Here is a 15,104-nt window from a genome sequence, read left to right as displayed (position 1 = left end):
ACTCCGGAGTACACGGTGCCCACGATCGTCGTTGAAGTCATGCCCAAGGCCGAGCTGCTCGATCCGCAGGGGAAGGCCGTCGCCGGAGCGCTCTCGCGGCTCGGGCACTCGGCGGTGACGGGCGTGCGCGTGGGCAAGCGCTTCGAGATCACGGTCGACGAGGTCACCGACGAGGTGCGCGCGACGGTCGAGGCGATCGCCGACGACATGCTGTCGAACTCGGTCATCGAGGACGTCGTCGGCATCCACTACCCGGCGGCCGTCTGATGCGCATCGGCGTCATCACGTTCCCGGGCTCGCTCGACGACCGCGACGCCCAGCGCGCGGTCCGCTTCGCGGGGGCCGAGGCCGTCGCCCTCTGGCACGGCGACCACGACCTCGACGGGGTCGACGCGATCGTGCTGCCCGGCGGCTTCTCGTACGGCGACTACCTGCGCTGCGGAGCCATCGCCTCCCACTCCCCGATCATGCGCGAGGTCATCGACGCGGCGAACGCCGGGATGCCGGTGCTCGGCATCTGCAACGGCTTCCAGATGCTGACCGAGGCGCACCTGCTGCCCGGCGGCCTGATCCGCAACGACGTCGGCTCGTTCGTCTGCCGCGACCAGCGCCTCCGCGTCGAGAACGCGTCGACGGTGTGGACCGGCGAGTTCGAGGCCGGCCAGGAGATCACGATCCCGCTGAAGAACGGCGAGGGCGGCTACATCGCGTCGGCCGAGACGATCGCCGAGCTCGAGGGCGAGGGTCGCGTGGTGTTCCGCTACCTCGGCAAGAACCCCAACGGCTCGATGAACGACATCGCCGGGATCAGCAGCGCCCGCGGCAACGTCGTCGGCCTGATGCCGCACCCCGAGCACGCGGTCGAGGCGGGCTTCGGCCCCGACACTCCCGCCGCGATGCGCTCGGGCGTGGACGGCCTGGCGTTCTTCACGTCGGCCGTGAACGCGCTGCTGCAGACGGCGTAGACGCGGTTGGGGCGCATCACCGTCGCCGGCCCGCTGGTCGAGTAGCCGCCGCAGGCGGCGTATCGAGACCCACCACGTCAGAACGGGTGCCTGCACACCTCGGCTTCTGACGCTGATGGATCGCGATACGCCCGCTGCGCGGGCTACTCGATCAGCAGGCGGACGGACGCGCCTCCAGGTCGAACCGCGGTCGAGGCCTACGGGCCCGTCATCACCTCGGGCTCCGCGGCCATCGTGATCGTGGGGATCGAGGCGGTGATCACGGTGCCGTCGGAGCGGCGGGTGCCCTCGATGTCGGACGTGGTCGGCGCGCCGATCAGGCGCGGGCCCTGGTGGCCGAGTCCGACGCGGACCGGGTTGCCGGCCTCGACGTGCACGCGCTCGTCGCGGACGGTGATCGAGGCGGCGTCGCCGGTCTCGACGGTCAGGAGCACCGACTCCTGCGTCACCTCGACCCGTACGCGGGTGCCGTGCAGCGTGATGCGGAAGGTCAGGCGGTCCCAGTCGTCGGGGAGGCGCGGGTCGAGCGTGATGCGCCCGCCGTGGTCGCGCATCCCGCCGAAGCCGTAGACCAGCGCGCTCCACACGCCGCCGGTCGACGCGACGTGGATGCCGTCGGCCGTGTTGCGGTGGAGGTCGGCGAGGTCGACGAACAGCGCCGACAGGAAGTAGTGCCGCGACAGCTCGTTGTAGCCGACCTCGGCCGCGATGATCGACTGCACGACCGCCGAGAGGGTCGAGTCGCCCGTGGTCAGCGCGTCGTAGTACTCGAAGTCGGCGCGCTTCTGCTCGGCGGTGAACTCGTTGCCCTGCAGCAGCAGCGCGAGCACGACGTCGGCCTGCTTGAGCACCTGGAAGCGGTAGATCACCAGCGGGTGGAAGTGCAGCAGCAGCGGGCGCTTGCTCGCGGGCGTGTTCTCGAGGTCCCAGAGCTCCTTCTCGAGGAACGCGGCGTCCTGCGGGTGGATGCCGGCCCGGTCGTCGAAGGGGATGTGCATCTTGTCGGCCGCGCGGGCCCACTCGATGACCTCGTCCTCGACGACGTGGAGGCGCGCGACCATCCGCTCGTAGGCGGCCGGCTCGACCGCCTTCAGCAGCTCGACGGCGCGCGCCGCGGCACGGAGGTTCGAGCGGGCCATCACGTTCGTGTAGAGGTTGTCGTTGACGACGGTCGTGTACTCGTCGGGGCCGGTCACCCCGTGGATGTGGAAGTGGTCGTCGCCGTTGCTGCGCCAGAAGCCCAGGTCGGCCCACATCCGCGCGGTCTCGACGAGGATGTCGATCGCTCCGCGGGCGAGGAAGTCGTCGTCGCCGGTCGCCGCCACGTACTGCATCAGCGCATACGAGATGTCGGCGTCGATGTGGTACTGCGCGGTCCCGGCGGCGTAGTACGCCGACGACTCCTGACCGTTGATCGTGCGCCAGGGGAACAGCGCGCCGCGCTGGTTGAGCTCGGCCGCGCGGGAGCGGGCGGAGTCGAGCATGTTCTGCCGGAAGCGCAGCGCGTTCCGAGCGACGAGCGGCGCGGTGTAGCTGAGGAACGGGAGGACGTAGACCTCGGTGTCCCAGAAGTAGTGCCCGCCGTATCCGGAGCCCGAGACGCCCTTCGCCGCGACGCCGCCGCCGTCGGTCCGCGCGGTCGACTGCGCGAGCTGGAAGAGGTTCCAGCGGGTGGCCTGCTGGATCGCGGGCTGGCCGTCGATCTGCACGTCGGAGCGCTGCCAGAAGTCGTCGAGCCACTCGCGCTGCTTCGCGAACTGCTCCTCCACCGGCGTCTCGCGGGCGCGGTCGAGGGTGCGGTCGCAGCGGTCGGCGAGCTCGCGCACGGGCACGCCGCGGGAGGTGTGATAGGTCAGCGTCTTGACGAGCCGGACCGGCACTCCAGCCTTCGCCTTGACGCGGTAGACGTGCTTGGCGAGGTCGTCGTCGATCTGGGAGGTCTGGTCCCACTCGTTCTCGGTCTCGAGCACGTGCTCGGCACCGCAGGCGATGGTCATCCCGGAGTTGGTGGTGCGGTAGCCGAGCAGGTAGCGGGTGCCGTTGACCCGCTTGAGGCGCGGCTGGAGCACGCGCTCCTCGAAGGACTCGGCCTTGCGCGGGTCGAAGCCGGCGCCCTCGCTGCCGGAGGGCGCGTGGTACTCGTCGATGCCGTCCTGGCGGTTGAGGATCTGGCTCGAGATGAGGACGGACGCGTCGTCGTCGATCATCTCGACCTCGTAGTCGAGGATCGCGAGGTGCCGGTCGGTGAACGACACGAGGCGGCGCGCGCGGATGAGCACCCGCTTGCCCGACGGAGTCCGCCACTCGATCTCGCGGGTGAGGACGCCGTTCGCGAAGTCGAGGCGGCGCGTGTAGGCGAGGACGTCGGCCTCGCTCAGCACGAACGGCTCGTCGTCGACGTAGAGGCGGAGGATCTTGGCGTCGGGGACGTTCACGATGGTCTGGCCGACGCGGGCGAAGCCGAACGCCTCCTCGGCGTGCCGGATGGGCCAGGTCTCGTGGAACCCGTTGATGAAGGTGCCGTAGGCGTAGCCGTCGCGACCCTCCTCGACATTGCCGCGGAGGCCGAGGTAGCCGTTGCCGGTGGCGAAGAGCGTCTCGGTGCGGCCTTGGAGCTCGGTCGCGAACTCGGTCTCGACGAGGGCCCACTCGTCGACCGGGAAGCGGTTGCGGTCGAGCGGGTCGGAGGTGATGGGGTTCATGCGGCGTCCTCGGGGGCGGGGGCAGAGGGGAGGAAGGGGAGCAGCTCGGCGAGGTCGTCGACGACGATGTCGGCGCCGTGGGCGAGCAGGGTCTCGCGACCGACGCCGCGGTCGACTCCGACGACGAGGCCGAAGGCGCCCGCGCGGCCTGCGGCGACTCCGGAGTGGGCGTCCTCGACGACGACGCACTCGGCGGCGGTGAGCCCGAGGAGCTCGGCGGCGTAGAGGTAGGTGTCGGGGGCGGGCTTGCCCGCGATCCCCCGGTCGGCGGCGAGCAGGCCGTCGACGACCACCTCGAAGCGGTCGCGGAGGCCGGCGGCCTCGAGCACGGGCACGCCGTTGCGGGAGGAGGTGACCACGGCCACCTCGACGCCCGCGGCGATCGCGGCGTCGAGGAACGCGAGCGAGCCGGGGTACGGGGAGACGCCCTCCTCGTCGAGCGTGGCGTTGAACGCCGCGTTCTTGCGGTTGCCGAGACCGCAGACCGTCTCGAGTGCGGGGTCGTCGCTGGGCGAGCCCTCGGGCAGGGTGATCCCTCGGGAGGCGAGCAGCGCGCGGACGCCGTCGTAGCGCGGACGCCCGTCGATGTACTGGAAGTAGTCGGCGTCGCTGTAGCCGCGCTCGATGCCCTTCGACTCGAGGTACGGCGTGAACAGGCGCGCCCAAGCGTGCATGTGCACATCGGCGGTCGGGGTGAGAACGCCGTCGAGATCGAACAGGAGCGCCTTCAACCCGCGCAGGGCGGAGGCGTCGGGGCGCGGCGGGGAAGCAGTCACGGCGGGGAGGCTCTCGGATCGGGGCTCGATGCGGCGGGATCCGCCGGTGACGGCCGTCCGCCGAGGACTGGAAGGTATCGTATCGGCCCCGCGGGCGCCTCCTGGAACCGTTTACACGTCTGACATCTGCGCGCCGTCGAGGGCGGCATCGCGCGCCATGGGCGGCGACGGAGCCGCAGCGGCGTCAGGCGCTCTTCGTGTACTCGAGCGAGCCGTCCGAACCGGCCTCTGACGCGAGCTGCGAGACGCGGGCGGGACTGATGTGCAGGGCGGCCGCGGCGGCCTCGACGGTGTAGCCGCCGCCGCGGAGGGCCCGAACGGCCTCGCGACGGAGGTCGCCGGCGTGCCGGAGCGCGGCGCGAGCCTCCTCTTCGGCGCGGGCGCCCTCGTTCCACTTCGCGAGGATCTCGGCGGGTGCCTCGATGGTGACCCGCACATCCACCTCGTCGACTCCGACGTCGAGGAACACCGCCGCCAGTTCGCGCGCCGCTGCCGGTATGCCTCTGGTCGAGACCGCACCCCCTGTCGCGACCAGGTCGACTCCGTTGGGCGCCGTCGACCTGAGCTCGGGGATCTCGATCGTCCACCACCCGCCGCTGTCCCGGTAGGCGCGCGCAGTGAGGACGCGGGGCTCGCTCGTCATGCTCGATTCCATTCGCTCGGGGTGTCGTCGAAGACCGACTGCAGCTGCCGGACCACGCCCGGCGAGACCTGGCCCCTGTGCTGCACGAGGGTGAAGGTCGTACCGCCTCCGGCCGGGCTCCATGTCTCGTGGCTGCCCCTCTGGCGAGTGCGCTCCCAGCCACGGGAGCGGAGGAACCTCGTGACGTCGCGGTACTTCTGCGGCCTGGTCATCAGGCTATTCCAGCCCTCCCTTCACCTCAAGTGTCAGGGTGGGCTTCAATCTGGTGAGGATCCGGCTGTTCCACTCCTGGGGAGGAGACTCTGCGCTCTGAGGGCGATGCAGCGATACCGCGGCGCGCGACCGAGGACCGCGGTCACCGGCGTCCGTGGCTCACAACTGAGGCTGAGGCAGGGGAAACGCTGGATTCTCGAGGATCTCGGCCGTTCAGCCTTGCTTGCGAGGGTCCGGAGCCAGCCGGTGGCGGCCGAGGGGCAGCATCAGCGGCGTGCCGGAGGTGGGGTCGGTGATGATGCGGCTGTCGAGGCCGAAGACGGCGAGCACGGTCTCCTCGGTGAGCACCTCGGCCGGAGTTCCGGAGGCGTGCACCGCGCCGCCCGCGAGCGCCACGAGGTGGTCGGCGTAGCGGGCCGCGAGGTTGAGGTCGTGCAGGACCATCACGATGGTCGTGCCGCGGGTGCGGTTGAGGTCGACGAGGAGGTCGAGCACCTCGATCTGGTGGCTGACGTCGAGGAACGTCGTCGGCTCGTCGAGCAGCAGCAGATCGGTCTCCTGGGCGAGGGCCATCGCGATCCACACGCGCTGGCGCTGGCCGCCCGAGAGCTCGTCGACCGCGCGGTCGGCGAGGGAGGCGGTGTCGGTCGCGTCGAGCGCGGTGGCGACGGCCTCGTCGTCGTGGGCGCTCCAGCGGCTGAGCAGGCCCTGGTGCGGGTGGCGGCCTCGACCGACGAGGTCGGCGACGGTGATCCCCTCCGGCGCGATCGGCGACTGCGGCAGGAGGCCGAGGGTGCGGGCGAGCTGCTTCGCAGGCGTCCGGTGCACAGCTCTGCCGTCCAGCAGCACGGTTCCGGCGCGCGGGGCCAGCAGCCGCGACATCGAGCGGAGGAGGGTCGACTTGCCGCAGGCGTTCGCGCCGACGATCGCGGTGATGCGGCCGGGCGGCACGACCAGGTCGAGGCCGGTGACGACGGTGCGATCGCCGTAGCCGAGGGACAGGTCCTCGACGACGAGGGTGTGGTCTGCGGTCACAGTGAGCCTCCCGACCGGTTGCTCCGGACGATCAAGTAGATGAGGTAGGGGGCGCCGAGGACGCCGGTGACGACTCCGACGGGATAGCGGATGTCGAGGGCGAACTGCCCGACGAAGTCGGCGACGAGGACCAGCAGCGCGCCGACCAGGGCCGAGGGGACGAGGAGGGAGGCGCCGGGGCCGACGAGGCGCGCGGCGATCGGACCGGCGAGGAAGGCCACGAAGGCGATCGGCCCGGCGGCGGCGGTCGCGAAGGCGATCAGGCCGACGGCGGCGACGATCACGACGAGCCGGGTCGCGTTCACGCGGATCCCCAGGGCGGAGGCGGTGTCGTCGCCGAGCTGCGTCGCGACCAGATCGCGCGAGCGCGAGAGCAGCACCGGAGTGAGGACGACCACCGCGATCAGAACCGGCACGACCTGGCCCCAGCTCGCGCCGTTGAGGCTGCCGGTGAGCCAGCGGGTGGCCTCCTGCAGATCCCACGCGGCGGCCTGGGTGAGGACGTAGGCGGTGAGGCTGTCGAGCATCGCCGCGACGCCGATCCCGATCAGGATGAGGCGGGTGCCGGCCACTCCGCTCCGATACGCGAGGGCGTAGACGATCAGGGCGACGACGAGGCCCGCGGTGATGGCGAGGATCGAGACCTGCGTGGACCCGAGCGACAGGGTGACGATGGCGAAGGCCGCCGCCGCGCTCGCTCCCGCGCTGATGCCGATGATGTCGGGGCTCGCGAGCGGGTTCCGGAGCATGGTCTGGAAGCTCACGCCGCCGAGCCCGAAGCAGAGGCCGACGAGGACGGCGAGGACCGCGCGCGGGAGGCGGAGGCGGCCGACGGTGAAGGTCGCGCCGGGCACCTGCTCTCCGGCGATCACGCGAAGGACCTCGGCCGGCGTGTAGACGGTCTGGCCGACGAGCAGCGAGACGGCGAACGCGGCGACGATCAGGAGCGCGAGGACGAGCACGACGACGCGGCGGCGGGCGCCCCGGCGACGGCGGCCGGCCGCGACGGCCAGGGCGGTCGGGCCGGGGGCGGGTGCCGTCACAGCTCGCGCACCTTCTGCCGGCGGACGATCGCGATGAAGACCGGCGCCCCGATGAGCGCGGTGATGATGCCGACGTCGATCTCGCTCGGCCGCGCGACGAGGCGGCCGATGATGTCGGCGCCGACGAGCAGCACTGCACCGGTGACCGCCGAGAACGGCAGCAGCCAGCGGTGGTCGACCCCGACGAGGAGGCGGCACGCGTGCGGCACGACGAGTCCGACGAAGCCGATCGGTCCGGTGACCGCAGTGGTCGCTCCGCAGAGGACGACGGCGCCGAGGGCCGCGGCACCGCGCGCCACCGCCACGCGCTCGCCGAGGCCCGCGGCGAGCTCGTCGCCCAGAGCGAGGGTGTTCAGGCTCTTGGCCGAGAGGACGCAGAGCGCGAGGCCGGCGACCAGGAACGGCAGGACCTGGCCGATGCTCGCGTAGCTGCCGCCGCCGACTCCGCCGATCTGCCACGAGCGGATGCCGCCGGCGAGATCGGCGCGCGGCAGGACGATCGCGCTGATCAGCGAGACGAGGGCGGCCGAGGTGGCGGCTCCGGCGAGCGCGAGCTTGAGCGGAGTCGCTCCCCCGCGGCCCAGCGAGCCGACGGTGTAGACGAACAGCGCGGCGAGCGCGGCCCCCGTGATGGCGACCCAGATGTAGCCGGTCGCGGTGTCCAGCCCGAAGAAGACGATGCCGGTGACGACCGCGAGCGAGGCGCCCGTGTTGACGCCCAGGATCCCGGGGTCGGCGAGCGGATTGCGGGTGACGCCCTGCATGAGGACGCCGGCGACCCCGAGCGCCGCGCCGGCGATCGCGGCGAGGAGAGTGCGCGGGAGGCGCTTGGCGACCGCGGCCTGCTCGAATCCGTCGGTGGAGCCTCCGAGAGCCGCGACCACGTCGCTCCACGACACCTCGCGCGAGCCGACCGTCACCGACAGCACCGCGACGGCCGCCAGCACGACGAGCGCGACGAGCAGCCAGAGGGCGCGCCGACGTCGCGGACGTCGCACGGCGGCGACGCCCGCGGCGGGCGGGGCGGTGACGGTCACGCGGAGACTGGCGCTACTCCGCCTTGTCCGCGGCCTCGGCGAGGAGCTCGAGGTAGTCGTCGAGCACCCACGAGATCGACAGCGGAGCCGGGTTGGCGGCGGTGCCGAGCGGGGTGGAGGGCAGGCGCACGATCGCGTCGTCCGCCACGGCCGGGATCTGCGAGAGCAGCGGGTCGCCCTTCAGCGCGTTCACGAGCTCGTCGTCGCCGTAGGTGACGATCACGTCGACGTCGCTGAACGCGTCGGCCTGCTCGGCGCTCTGGGTGAGCGAGAACTTGTCGGTGGCGTCGGATGCGGTCGCGATGCTCTCGGGAGTGGTCAGGCCGAGGTCGGCGAAGAACGCCGGGCGGGTGTCGTGGGTCGTGTAGAAGCTGACCTGGCTGAGGTCGGTCGGGTCGACGTGGGTGAGGAACATCGCGGAGGTGTCGGCGAGCTGCGGGTACGCGGCGACCTTCTCCTCGATCTCGGTCTCGAGGTCGGAGATGAGCGCGGCGCCCTCGTCGGCCTTGCCCATCGCCTCGCTGTTCAGCGTGATCATGTCGCGCCAGGAGGTGCCCCAGGCGGTCTCGGGGTAGGCCACGACGGGAGCGATCTCGCTCAGGGTGTCGTAGTCCTCCTGGGTCAGGCCGGAGTAGGCGGCGAGGATGACGTCGGGCTGCGTGTCGGCGACGGCCTCGAAGTCGATGCCGTCGGTCTCGTCGAAGAGGACGGGGGTCTCGCCGCCGAGCTCGTCGAGCTTCTCGGTGACCCACGGGAGGAGCCCGTCGCCGTCGTCGTCGCCGAAGTTGGCGGCGGCCATGCCGACCGGGACCACTCCCAGCGCGAGGGGGACCTCGTGATTGGCCCAGTTGACGGTCGCGACCCGCTCGGGCTCGGCCTCGATGGTCGTCGTGCCGAGCGCGTGCTCGATCGTGATCGGGGTGAAGCCGCTCGAGGCCTCCTCCGACCCGGTCGCGGCGGAGGAGCAGCCGGCGAGGCCGACGGTGAGCAGAGCAGTGGCGAGCAGCGCGAGCGGCTTCGTGGCGCGGGGCATCGTTCCCTTTCGGAAGGCGGTTCGTGGGGTGCCCGCGACCCTTGGGAGGGGTGAGCACTAAGGACAGCCTAACCAAAGAATGTGCGGGTTCTCAGCCGGGGTCGGTCGTTGCGAGCGGATCTGCGTGCACAACCGAGGTTCAATCCGGGCCTGGGGCGTCCCTGGCAGGAGACGCGGCCTCTCCGCCTCGGTTGCGCACATCGGCGCCTCGGGCTCAGGTTGAGACGAGCTTCTCGACGGTGCGGAGGTTGCGCGTCGTCGTCGTCGAGCGGTACGCCGCGCGGGCGAGCACCTTCGCGGCGGGGGTGTCGGTCGAGGAGCCGCGGGGGCAGCGCCAGTAGACGACTCCGTCGCCGCGGGCGAGCAGCTCGATCGCGGGGTCGGTCTCGCCGATCGCGGCCTCGAGCGCATCGAGGGCCGCGTCGTCGGAGCCGAAGACGACGTAGGGGTGCGCCTCGTCGTCGATGCGCGGGAACGGGTAGGCGCGCGCGGCCGCGGCGAGCGCCTCCTGAGTGAGGAGCACGATCCAGGCGTCGTAGCCGAAGCGCTCGCCGAGGGCCGCCTCGAGCACGGGCTTGAGGTCGTCGCGGTCGGAGTCGAACGCGACGTTGCCGCTCGCGAGGACCGTGCGGACCCGCTCCACCCCGAGCGCGGCGACGGTCTCGGCGAGCTCCGCGCTCCGGACGGTGCGTCCGTTGACGTTCACTCCGCGCAGCAGTGCGACGAATCGGGTCATGCGGCCGACGGTAGCGTGGCCGCATGGCGCACGGAAGACGACGGAGCGACGGGCTCGAGGACGACATCCTGCGCGCGAGCACGCGGGGACCGGGGGCGCGCACCCGGGCCGAGGTCGCGCCCGCGTCGGGGCGGCACCTGGTGCTGCCGGCCCACTCGGGGACGGTGCTCGACGTCGACGTCGAGGCGCTGATCCGGATCGCCGCCGCTGCCGATCTGGTCATCGCGCTGGAGCGGCGACCGGGCGACTTCGCCGTGGCCGCGACTCCGCTGCTCTCGTGGTGGTCGTCGATCGAGACGATCCCGACCGAGGAGGAGGAGCGGCGGCTCGACGCGGAGATGCTGACGGCGGTCGCGCTCGGCCCGGGCCCTGGGACCGACGTGGACTCGCAGCTGCGGGCACTGGCGGCCGGCGGCGGCCTCGATGCGCTCGCCTCCGCGCTGGCCCTGCTCGCGCGGGTGCCGGATCCGCCGGCGGCGTTCCAGGACGCGGACGGGTTCCTGCGGGTGATGACGCCCGAGGAGCCGTTCGAGCGGCGGCTGGCGGCGGTGCCGCTCGAGACGCTGCCGGTGGAGCGGGCGCTGCTGCTGCTCCGGGACTGCGCGTTCACGGCGACGCTGCCGCGGCGGCGCGCGGCGGTGGCGGAGGCGTCGGCGCGGGTGGTCGCGGCGGCTCCCGAGGCGACGGCGCGGGTGGGCGAGCTGGCGGACGCGGTGGAGGCGGCGCTCGATCGGCGGTGGTCGGCGGTCTGACGGACCTCGGGCTCGTGGGAAGGCGTTGGGCTCGTGGGAACCGGCGGATTCGACGAGCCGAACCGGGATCTTCGAGCCGGAGGCGATCGGGGCTGCCGGGCGGTCGGGGCGGGCGGCCGATTCCGGCGCGGAACGGCGACCGGCGCGCCCGGTCAATAGGCTGGACGGATGTCCCTCCCCGGTCTCGACTTCCGACGCTTCCCCGCCGCCCTCTCCGCCGACGGCGGTCCCGACACCGCCACGGCGTCCTGGGGCGTCGCGATCAACGCGGGGTTCCACGAGAAGGAGTACACGCCGGAGCAGTGGCGCGACTGGGCCGAGCACATGGTCGCCGACCGCCGCGTGCTGACCGCGGTGCTCGACTCCGCCGCCCCCGAGGGACTCGACGGCGCGGGCGTCCCCGTCGCGACGTACGCCGGCTTCCCCGGCTCGCTGCAGGTCGGGCGCGGGCGCGAGATCGCCGCGCACCTCGTCTCGCAGGTGACGGTGCGGGCGACGCACCGACGCCGCGGCATCCTCCGCGCGATGATCACGGAGGATCTCCAGCTCGCCCAGGAGAGCGGCGCCGCCGTCGCCGTGCTCACCGCCAGCGAGGCCTCGATCTACCGCCGCTTCGGCTTCGGCCGCTCGGCGTTCACCCGCTCGGTGCGCGTCGACACCGGACCTCGGTTCGGCCTGCAGGTCGAGCCCGCCGGCCGCGTCGAGGTCGTCGCGACGACCTGGCTGCAGTCGCGGGTCGAGGAGGTGTTCACCCGGTTCCACGCGCGGACGCCCGGGTCGCTCACCCGCCAGTCGCGCTACGCCGCGAACGCCGTCGGCACCGAGCCGGGCGCGACCGATCCGGCGCGCGACGTCCGCTCGGCCGTGCACCTCGCCGCCGACGGGACCCTCGACGGCTACGTCACCTACCGCGCCACCGGTCCGGACGAGGACGACCGCGTCCTCGAGATCGTGGACTTCGTCGCGGGCGGCGACGAATCCTACCTCGGACTCTGGGGCTTCCTCGGAGCTGTCGACCTCGCCTCCTCCGTCACCTGGGACATGGCGCCCGGCGACGACCCGCTCGCGTGGGCGCTGCGCGACCCGCGCGTGGTGTCGGTGACCGGGGTCTCCGACCTCATCTGGACGCGGGTGCTCGACGTCGCCGCCGCGTTCGGCGCGCGCCCGTGGACGACCGACGGCACTCTGGTCGTCGCGGTGCGCGACGCGCTCGGACTGGTCGAGGGCTCCTACCGGATCGCGGTCGAGAACGGCGAGGGTCGCATCGAGCGCACCGACGAGAGCGCGACCGTCGAGCTCGACGTCGCCGACCTCGGGTCGCTGCTGCTCGGGTCGGTGCGGCCGTCGACGCTGGCGCGCGCGGGCACGGTCGACATCGCCGACGGGGAGCGCGAGCGAGTCGACCGCTTCTTCGCGCCGATCGCGGAGCCGTACTGCATCTCGTTCTTCTGAGCCGGTTCGCGGCCGCGACTCGCAGGCTCCTCCGGGCCTCCCCGCATCCGTCGTCGGTCATGCTGGAGGACCCCCGCCCGCCGAGACCGTGAGGAGCCCCGCATGGGTGCATCGGTGATCGTCGACGTCCTCGTCGTGCTCAGCCTGGTCGGCGCGCTCGTCGACGGACTCCGCCGCGGGCTGTTGCGCACGGTCGGCGGGCTCGCGGGCATCGTCGCCGGCGCCGTCGCCGCCTCCTTCGCCGTGCCGGCCGTCTCGTCGTGGGCCGCGGGCAGCGAGTGGCGCCTCCTCGCCGTCATCGGCACGGCGGTCCTGTGCCTGGGCGTCGGCTACGCGATCGGAGCGGCGCTCGGCGCGGTGATCGGGCGCGGCGCCGACAAGGTGAAGCTCGGGCTGCTCGACCGCCTGGCGGGAGGCGTCGCGGGCGTCGCGATCACCGGCCTCGTCTGGATCGCGATCACCTCCGCCGTCTCGCTCCTCGGGATCCCGTTCGTCACCACCTCCGTCGCCGGGTCCACCGTCATCCGGACGATCGACGACCTGACCCCGGATCCGGTCCGCGGGTTCCTCGCCCAGCTGCAGTCGACCGTGGTCGACCAGGGCACGTCGTGGATCGTCGAGGCGATCGACGCGCCGACGCAGGCGCCGAGCATCCCCGACGTCGCCACCGACGACGCGGAGGTGGCGAGCGCCGTCGCGTCCGTCGTGCGCGTCTCCGGCACGGCCTGGGCGTGCGACGTGGGAGTGACGGGCAGCGGATTCGTGGTGGCCGACGACCGCGTCGTCACCAACGCGCACGTGGTCGCCGGAGTGTCGGAGCCCGTGGTCGAGGCGCCCGGGGAGCCTCCGCGCACCGGCCGGGTGGTCTACGTCGACGCGGTCGCCGACCTCGCGGTCATCGCGGTCGACCGCCTCGACGCGACTCCGCTCGCCCTCGACGACGCGGTCGCGGCGGGCGACGACGCGGTCGTGGCCGGCTACCCGTTCGGCGGGCCGCTGACGCTCGGCTCCGCCGAGATATCCTCCGACGCGATCGTCTCGCTGATGGTCGACGGCACGCCGACCCTCCGCGAGGTGCTGACACTGGCCGCAGTGGTGAACCAGGGCAACTCGGGCGGACCGCTGCTCTCGCTCGACGGCACGGTGTCGGGAGTGGTGTTCGGCAAGGCGGCGTCGGTCGACAACGTCGGCTACGCGATCCCGCTCTCGGTGCTCGCGCCGGTCGCGTCGCAGGCCGCGGGACTGTCGGCGTCGGTCGATCCCGGAGCGTGCACCTCGTCCTGAGGGCCGAGGCGTCAGGGCGCGCCGAGCACGAGCGTCAGCCGGTCGAGCTGCACCACCACCGGATCGGTCTCCAGGTAGGCCTCGACCTCCGGGACGACGGGGAACCGCGCCGACCGCTGGATCGCGATCGCGACGATCCCCTCCGCCTCCGGATCGGTCGTGACGCGGTCGAGGATGTACGGCGCGTAGACGCCCGACGACATCCCCTGCACCAGGATCAGCCCCTCGTCGAGCCCGCGCTCGCGCAGCGCGTCGGAGACCCGCGCGATCCCGGTCGGCCGCTCATGGGCGATCCCGGCCGACGTCGCCGCGGCGATCACGACGGAGGCGGCGAGCAGCAGGGCGCCGAGCGGTCGCGCGAAGGGCACGACCAGCCCGCCGCGCAGCGCCTCCGCGATGCCGACGCCCGCCAGCGCGCAGAGCAGCCACGCCCACGCCTCGTAGTAGTGCGGGAGGGCGACCGAGCTGATCAGCAGGTGGAAGACCAGGAGGAGCGCGGTGGCGCCGCCGAGGTAGAGGACGAGGGCGCGCTGTCGCGGCGCGAACAGGGCGAGGAGGCAGCCGATCACCAGGACGGCGAGCGCGAACGGTCCGATGCCCGCAGCCGTGAACCACAGGTTCGCCCACCACGGCGGGAACTGGTACGCCCGGCCCGCGACGTCGATCAGGTGCCCTCCGGCGTTGTGCTCCGACTGGAAGTCGAGCAGGTAGCGGATCGCCTCGACAGGATGCACGGGCAGGTAGAGGAGCAGCCCCGCGACCAGGAAGGCGGCGGAGAACGCGACGAACCCGCGCACCGCGCGGCGGCGACTCCCGACCATGATCAGCGGCAGGAGGAAGACCGGCGCCAGCACGACGGTCGTCAGCTTCGACGTCACCGAGAGCGCGAAGAGCACGCCGGCGAGGGCGATCAGCCAGCCCCGGTCGCGCTCCTCCGATGTGCCGCGCCGCGCCCAGGCCCACGCGGCCGCCATCGCCGCCACCGCGAACAGCACCATGAACGGCTCGAGCAGGGCGAGCCGGTCGATGCGGGTCGTGCCGTCGGGCGTGGTCCGCGGGAAGAGGAGGAACAGGCCGGCGGGGACCAGCGCGAGGACGGAGCCCAGCTCGCGCTTCAGCCAGGACCAGAGGATCACGCCGGTGAGGAACGCGGCGGCGCCCGCGGCGATCCGTCCGGCGAGGAGCCCCTCGCCCAGGAGGAGCTGCGCGGCGCCGAGCAGGTACTTGGCGGTCGGCGGGTGCTCGAGGTTCGCGCTCACGTCGCCGTGCAGGTAGTCCCAGCCGGCGGTGAGGTAGACGGGCTCGTCCGAGGAGACGTTCGCGGCGCCGAGGCTGCCGAAGCACTGGTAGAGACCCCAGACGAGGATGCCGATCAGCGCCACCCGCCTCGATGCCACCCGTCCCGCTGCCGCCCGCTCCACCCGCCCGAGCCT

At 72.6% G+C, this 15,104-nt stretch carries 15 protein-coding genes; 5 read left to right on the top strand and 10 right to left on the bottom strand.

Annotated features, from left to right (window positions below; all coding sequences use genetic code 11):
* Positions 1-15 precede the first annotated feature (15 nt).
* Complete coding sequence (gene purS / locus GRS96_RS03940; protein ID WP_159856300.1) at positions 16-267, top strand: phosphoribosylformylglycinamidine synthase subunit PurS; 252 nt, start codon at positions 16-18, stop codon at positions 265-267.
* Positions 267-965 carry a phosphoribosylformylglycinamidine synthase subunit PurQ gene (gene purQ / locus GRS96_RS03935; protein WP_159855648.1) on the top strand — a complete coding sequence of 233 codons (699 nt, stop codon included), beginning with the start codon at positions 267-269 and terminating at the stop codon, positions 963-965. Before purS ends, purQ begins: the two co-directional genes overlap by 1 nt.
* A 197-nt stretch (positions 966-1,162) precedes the next feature.
* Here the strand turns inward: purQ and GRS96_RS03930 are convergent, their stop codons facing one another.
* From GRS96_RS03930 to GRS96_RS03890, 9 genes are all read right to left on the bottom strand, one after another.
* Positions 1,163-3,667 (bottom strand): glycoside hydrolase family 65 protein, encoded by a 2,505-nt coding sequence (locus GRS96_RS03930; RefSeq protein ID WP_159855650.1) that lies wholly within the window; start codon positions 3,665-3,667, stop codon positions 1,163-1,165.
* The gene (locus GRS96_RS03925) at positions 3,664-4,443 is read right to left on the bottom strand and encodes an HAD family hydrolase (protein ID WP_268817143.1); all 780 of its coding nucleotides are present in this window, start codon (positions 4,441-4,443) and stop codon (positions 3,664-3,666) included. The genes GRS96_RS03930 and GRS96_RS03925 overlap by 4 nt, the downstream gene beginning before the upstream one ends.
* Positions 4,444-4,627: 184 nt before the next feature.
* A complete protein-coding gene (locus tag GRS96_RS03920; RefSeq protein ID WP_159855652.1) occupies positions 4,628-5,086 on the bottom strand; it encodes a hypothetical protein in 459 nt (152 codons plus the stop codon).
* Positions 5,083-5,298 (bottom strand): type II toxin-antitoxin system HicA family toxin, encoded by a 216-nt coding sequence (locus tag GRS96_RS03915; RefSeq protein WP_159855654.1) that lies wholly within the window; start codon positions 5,296-5,298, stop codon positions 5,083-5,085. Before GRS96_RS03915 ends, GRS96_RS03920 begins: the two co-directional genes overlap by 4 nt.
* 214 nt (positions 5,299-5,512) lie before the next feature.
* Positions 5,513-6,334, bottom strand: a complete 822-nt coding sequence (locus GRS96_RS03910; RefSeq protein ID WP_159855656.1) for an ABC transporter ATP-binding protein — start codon at positions 6,332-6,334, stop codon at positions 5,513-5,515.
* Positions 6,331-7,377 carry a FecCD family ABC transporter permease gene (locus GRS96_RS03905; protein ID WP_159987776.1) on the bottom strand — a complete coding sequence of 349 codons (1,047 nt, stop codon included), beginning with the start codon at positions 7,375-7,377 and terminating at the stop codon, positions 6,331-6,333. The genes GRS96_RS03910 and GRS96_RS03905 overlap by 4 nt, the downstream gene beginning before the upstream one ends.
* On the bottom strand, positions 7,374-8,414 hold the full coding sequence (locus GRS96_RS03900; RefSeq protein ID WP_159855660.1) for a FecCD family ABC transporter permease: 1,041 nt from the start codon (positions 8,412-8,414) through the stop codon (positions 7,374-7,376). The genes GRS96_RS03905 and GRS96_RS03900 overlap by 4 nt, the downstream gene beginning before the upstream one ends.
* Before the next feature lie 13 nt (positions 8,415-8,427).
* Positions 8,428-9,447 (bottom strand): iron-siderophore ABC transporter substrate-binding protein, encoded by a 1,020-nt coding sequence (locus GRS96_RS03895; RefSeq protein ID WP_159987775.1) that lies wholly within the window; start codon positions 9,445-9,447, stop codon positions 8,428-8,430.
* 214 nt (positions 9,448-9,661) lie between these two features.
* Entirely contained in the window at positions 9,662-10,183 is a 522-nt protein-coding gene (locus GRS96_RS03890) for a DUF1697 domain-containing protein (RefSeq protein WP_159855664.1), read from the bottom strand.
* Positions 10,184-10,206: 23 nt separating this feature from the next.
* Here GRS96_RS03890 and GRS96_RS03885 point away from each other — a divergent pair, with 23 nt between their 5' ends.
* The 3 genes from GRS96_RS03885 to GRS96_RS03875 all read left to right on the top strand — a co-directional run bounded on the left by GRS96_RS03885 (position 10,207) and on the right by GRS96_RS03875 (position 13,671).
* Entirely contained in the window at positions 10,207-10,935 is a 729-nt protein-coding gene (locus GRS96_RS03885; RefSeq protein ID WP_159855666.1) for a DUF2254 family protein, read from the top strand.
* Between the two features lie 168 nt (positions 10,936-11,103).
* Entirely contained in the window at positions 11,104-12,387 is a 1,284-nt protein-coding gene (locus tag GRS96_RS03880) for a GNAT family N-acetyltransferase (protein ID WP_159987774.1), read from the top strand.
* A gap of 102 nt (positions 12,388-12,489) precedes the next feature.
* On the top strand, positions 12,490-13,671 hold the full coding sequence (locus tag GRS96_RS03875) for a MarP family serine protease (RefSeq protein WP_159987773.1): 1,182 nt from the start codon (positions 12,490-12,492) through the stop codon (positions 13,669-13,671).
* Positions 13,672-13,682: 11 nt separating this feature from the next.
* On the opposite strand, the gene GRS96_RS03870 is transcribed toward GRS96_RS03875, so the two are convergent.
* The gene (locus tag GRS96_RS03870) at positions 13,683-15,092 is read right to left on the bottom strand and encodes a glycosyltransferase family 39 protein (RefSeq protein ID WP_159987772.1); all 1,410 of its coding nucleotides are present in this window, start codon (positions 15,090-15,092) and stop codon (positions 13,683-13,685) included.
* Between the last annotated feature and the right edge of the window lie 12 nt (positions 15,093-15,104).

The sequence above is a fragment of the Rathayibacter sp. VKM Ac-2803 genome, from assembly GCF_009807175.1.
Taxonomy (GTDB): domain Bacteria; phylum Actinomycetota; class Actinomycetes; order Actinomycetales; family Microbacteriaceae; genus Rathayibacter.
Note: the sequence above shows the minus strand (reverse complement) of the source record. Positions and strands in the feature narration are given on the sequence as shown.

Coding starts and splice junctions, on each gene's coding strand:
- GRS96_RS03890 (WP_159855664.1), bottom strand. CDS start 10,183: ATGACCCGATTCGTCGCACTGCTGCGCGGAGTGAACGTCAACGGACGC.
- GRS96_RS03920 (WP_159855652.1), bottom strand. CDS start 5,086: ATGACGAGCGAGCCCCGCGTCCTCACTGCGCGCGCCTACCGGGACAGC.
- GRS96_RS03915 (WP_159855654.1), bottom strand. CDS start 5,298: ATGACCAGGCCGCAGAAGTACCGCGACGTCACGAGGTTCCTCCGCTCC.
- GRS96_RS03875 (WP_159987773.1), top strand. CDS start 12,490: ATGGGTGCATCGGTGATCGTCGACGTCCTCGTCGTGCTCAGCCTGGTC.
- GRS96_RS03930 (WP_159855650.1), bottom strand. CDS start 3,667: ATGAACCCCATCACCTCCGACCCGCTCGACCGCAACCGCTTCCCGGTC.
- purQ (WP_159855648.1), top strand. CDS start 267: ATGCGCATCGGCGTCATCACGTTCCCGGGCTCGCTCGACGACCGCGAC.
- GRS96_RS03885 (WP_159855666.1), top strand. CDS start 10,207: ATGGCGCACGGAAGACGACGGAGCGACGGGCTCGAGGACGACATCCTG.
- GRS96_RS03880 (WP_159987774.1), top strand. CDS start 11,104: ATGTCCCTCCCCGGTCTCGACTTCCGACGCTTCCCCGCCGCCCTCTCC.
- GRS96_RS03895 (WP_159987775.1), bottom strand. CDS start 9,447: ATGCCCCGCGCCACGAAGCCGCTCGCGCTGCTCGCCACTGCTCTGCTC.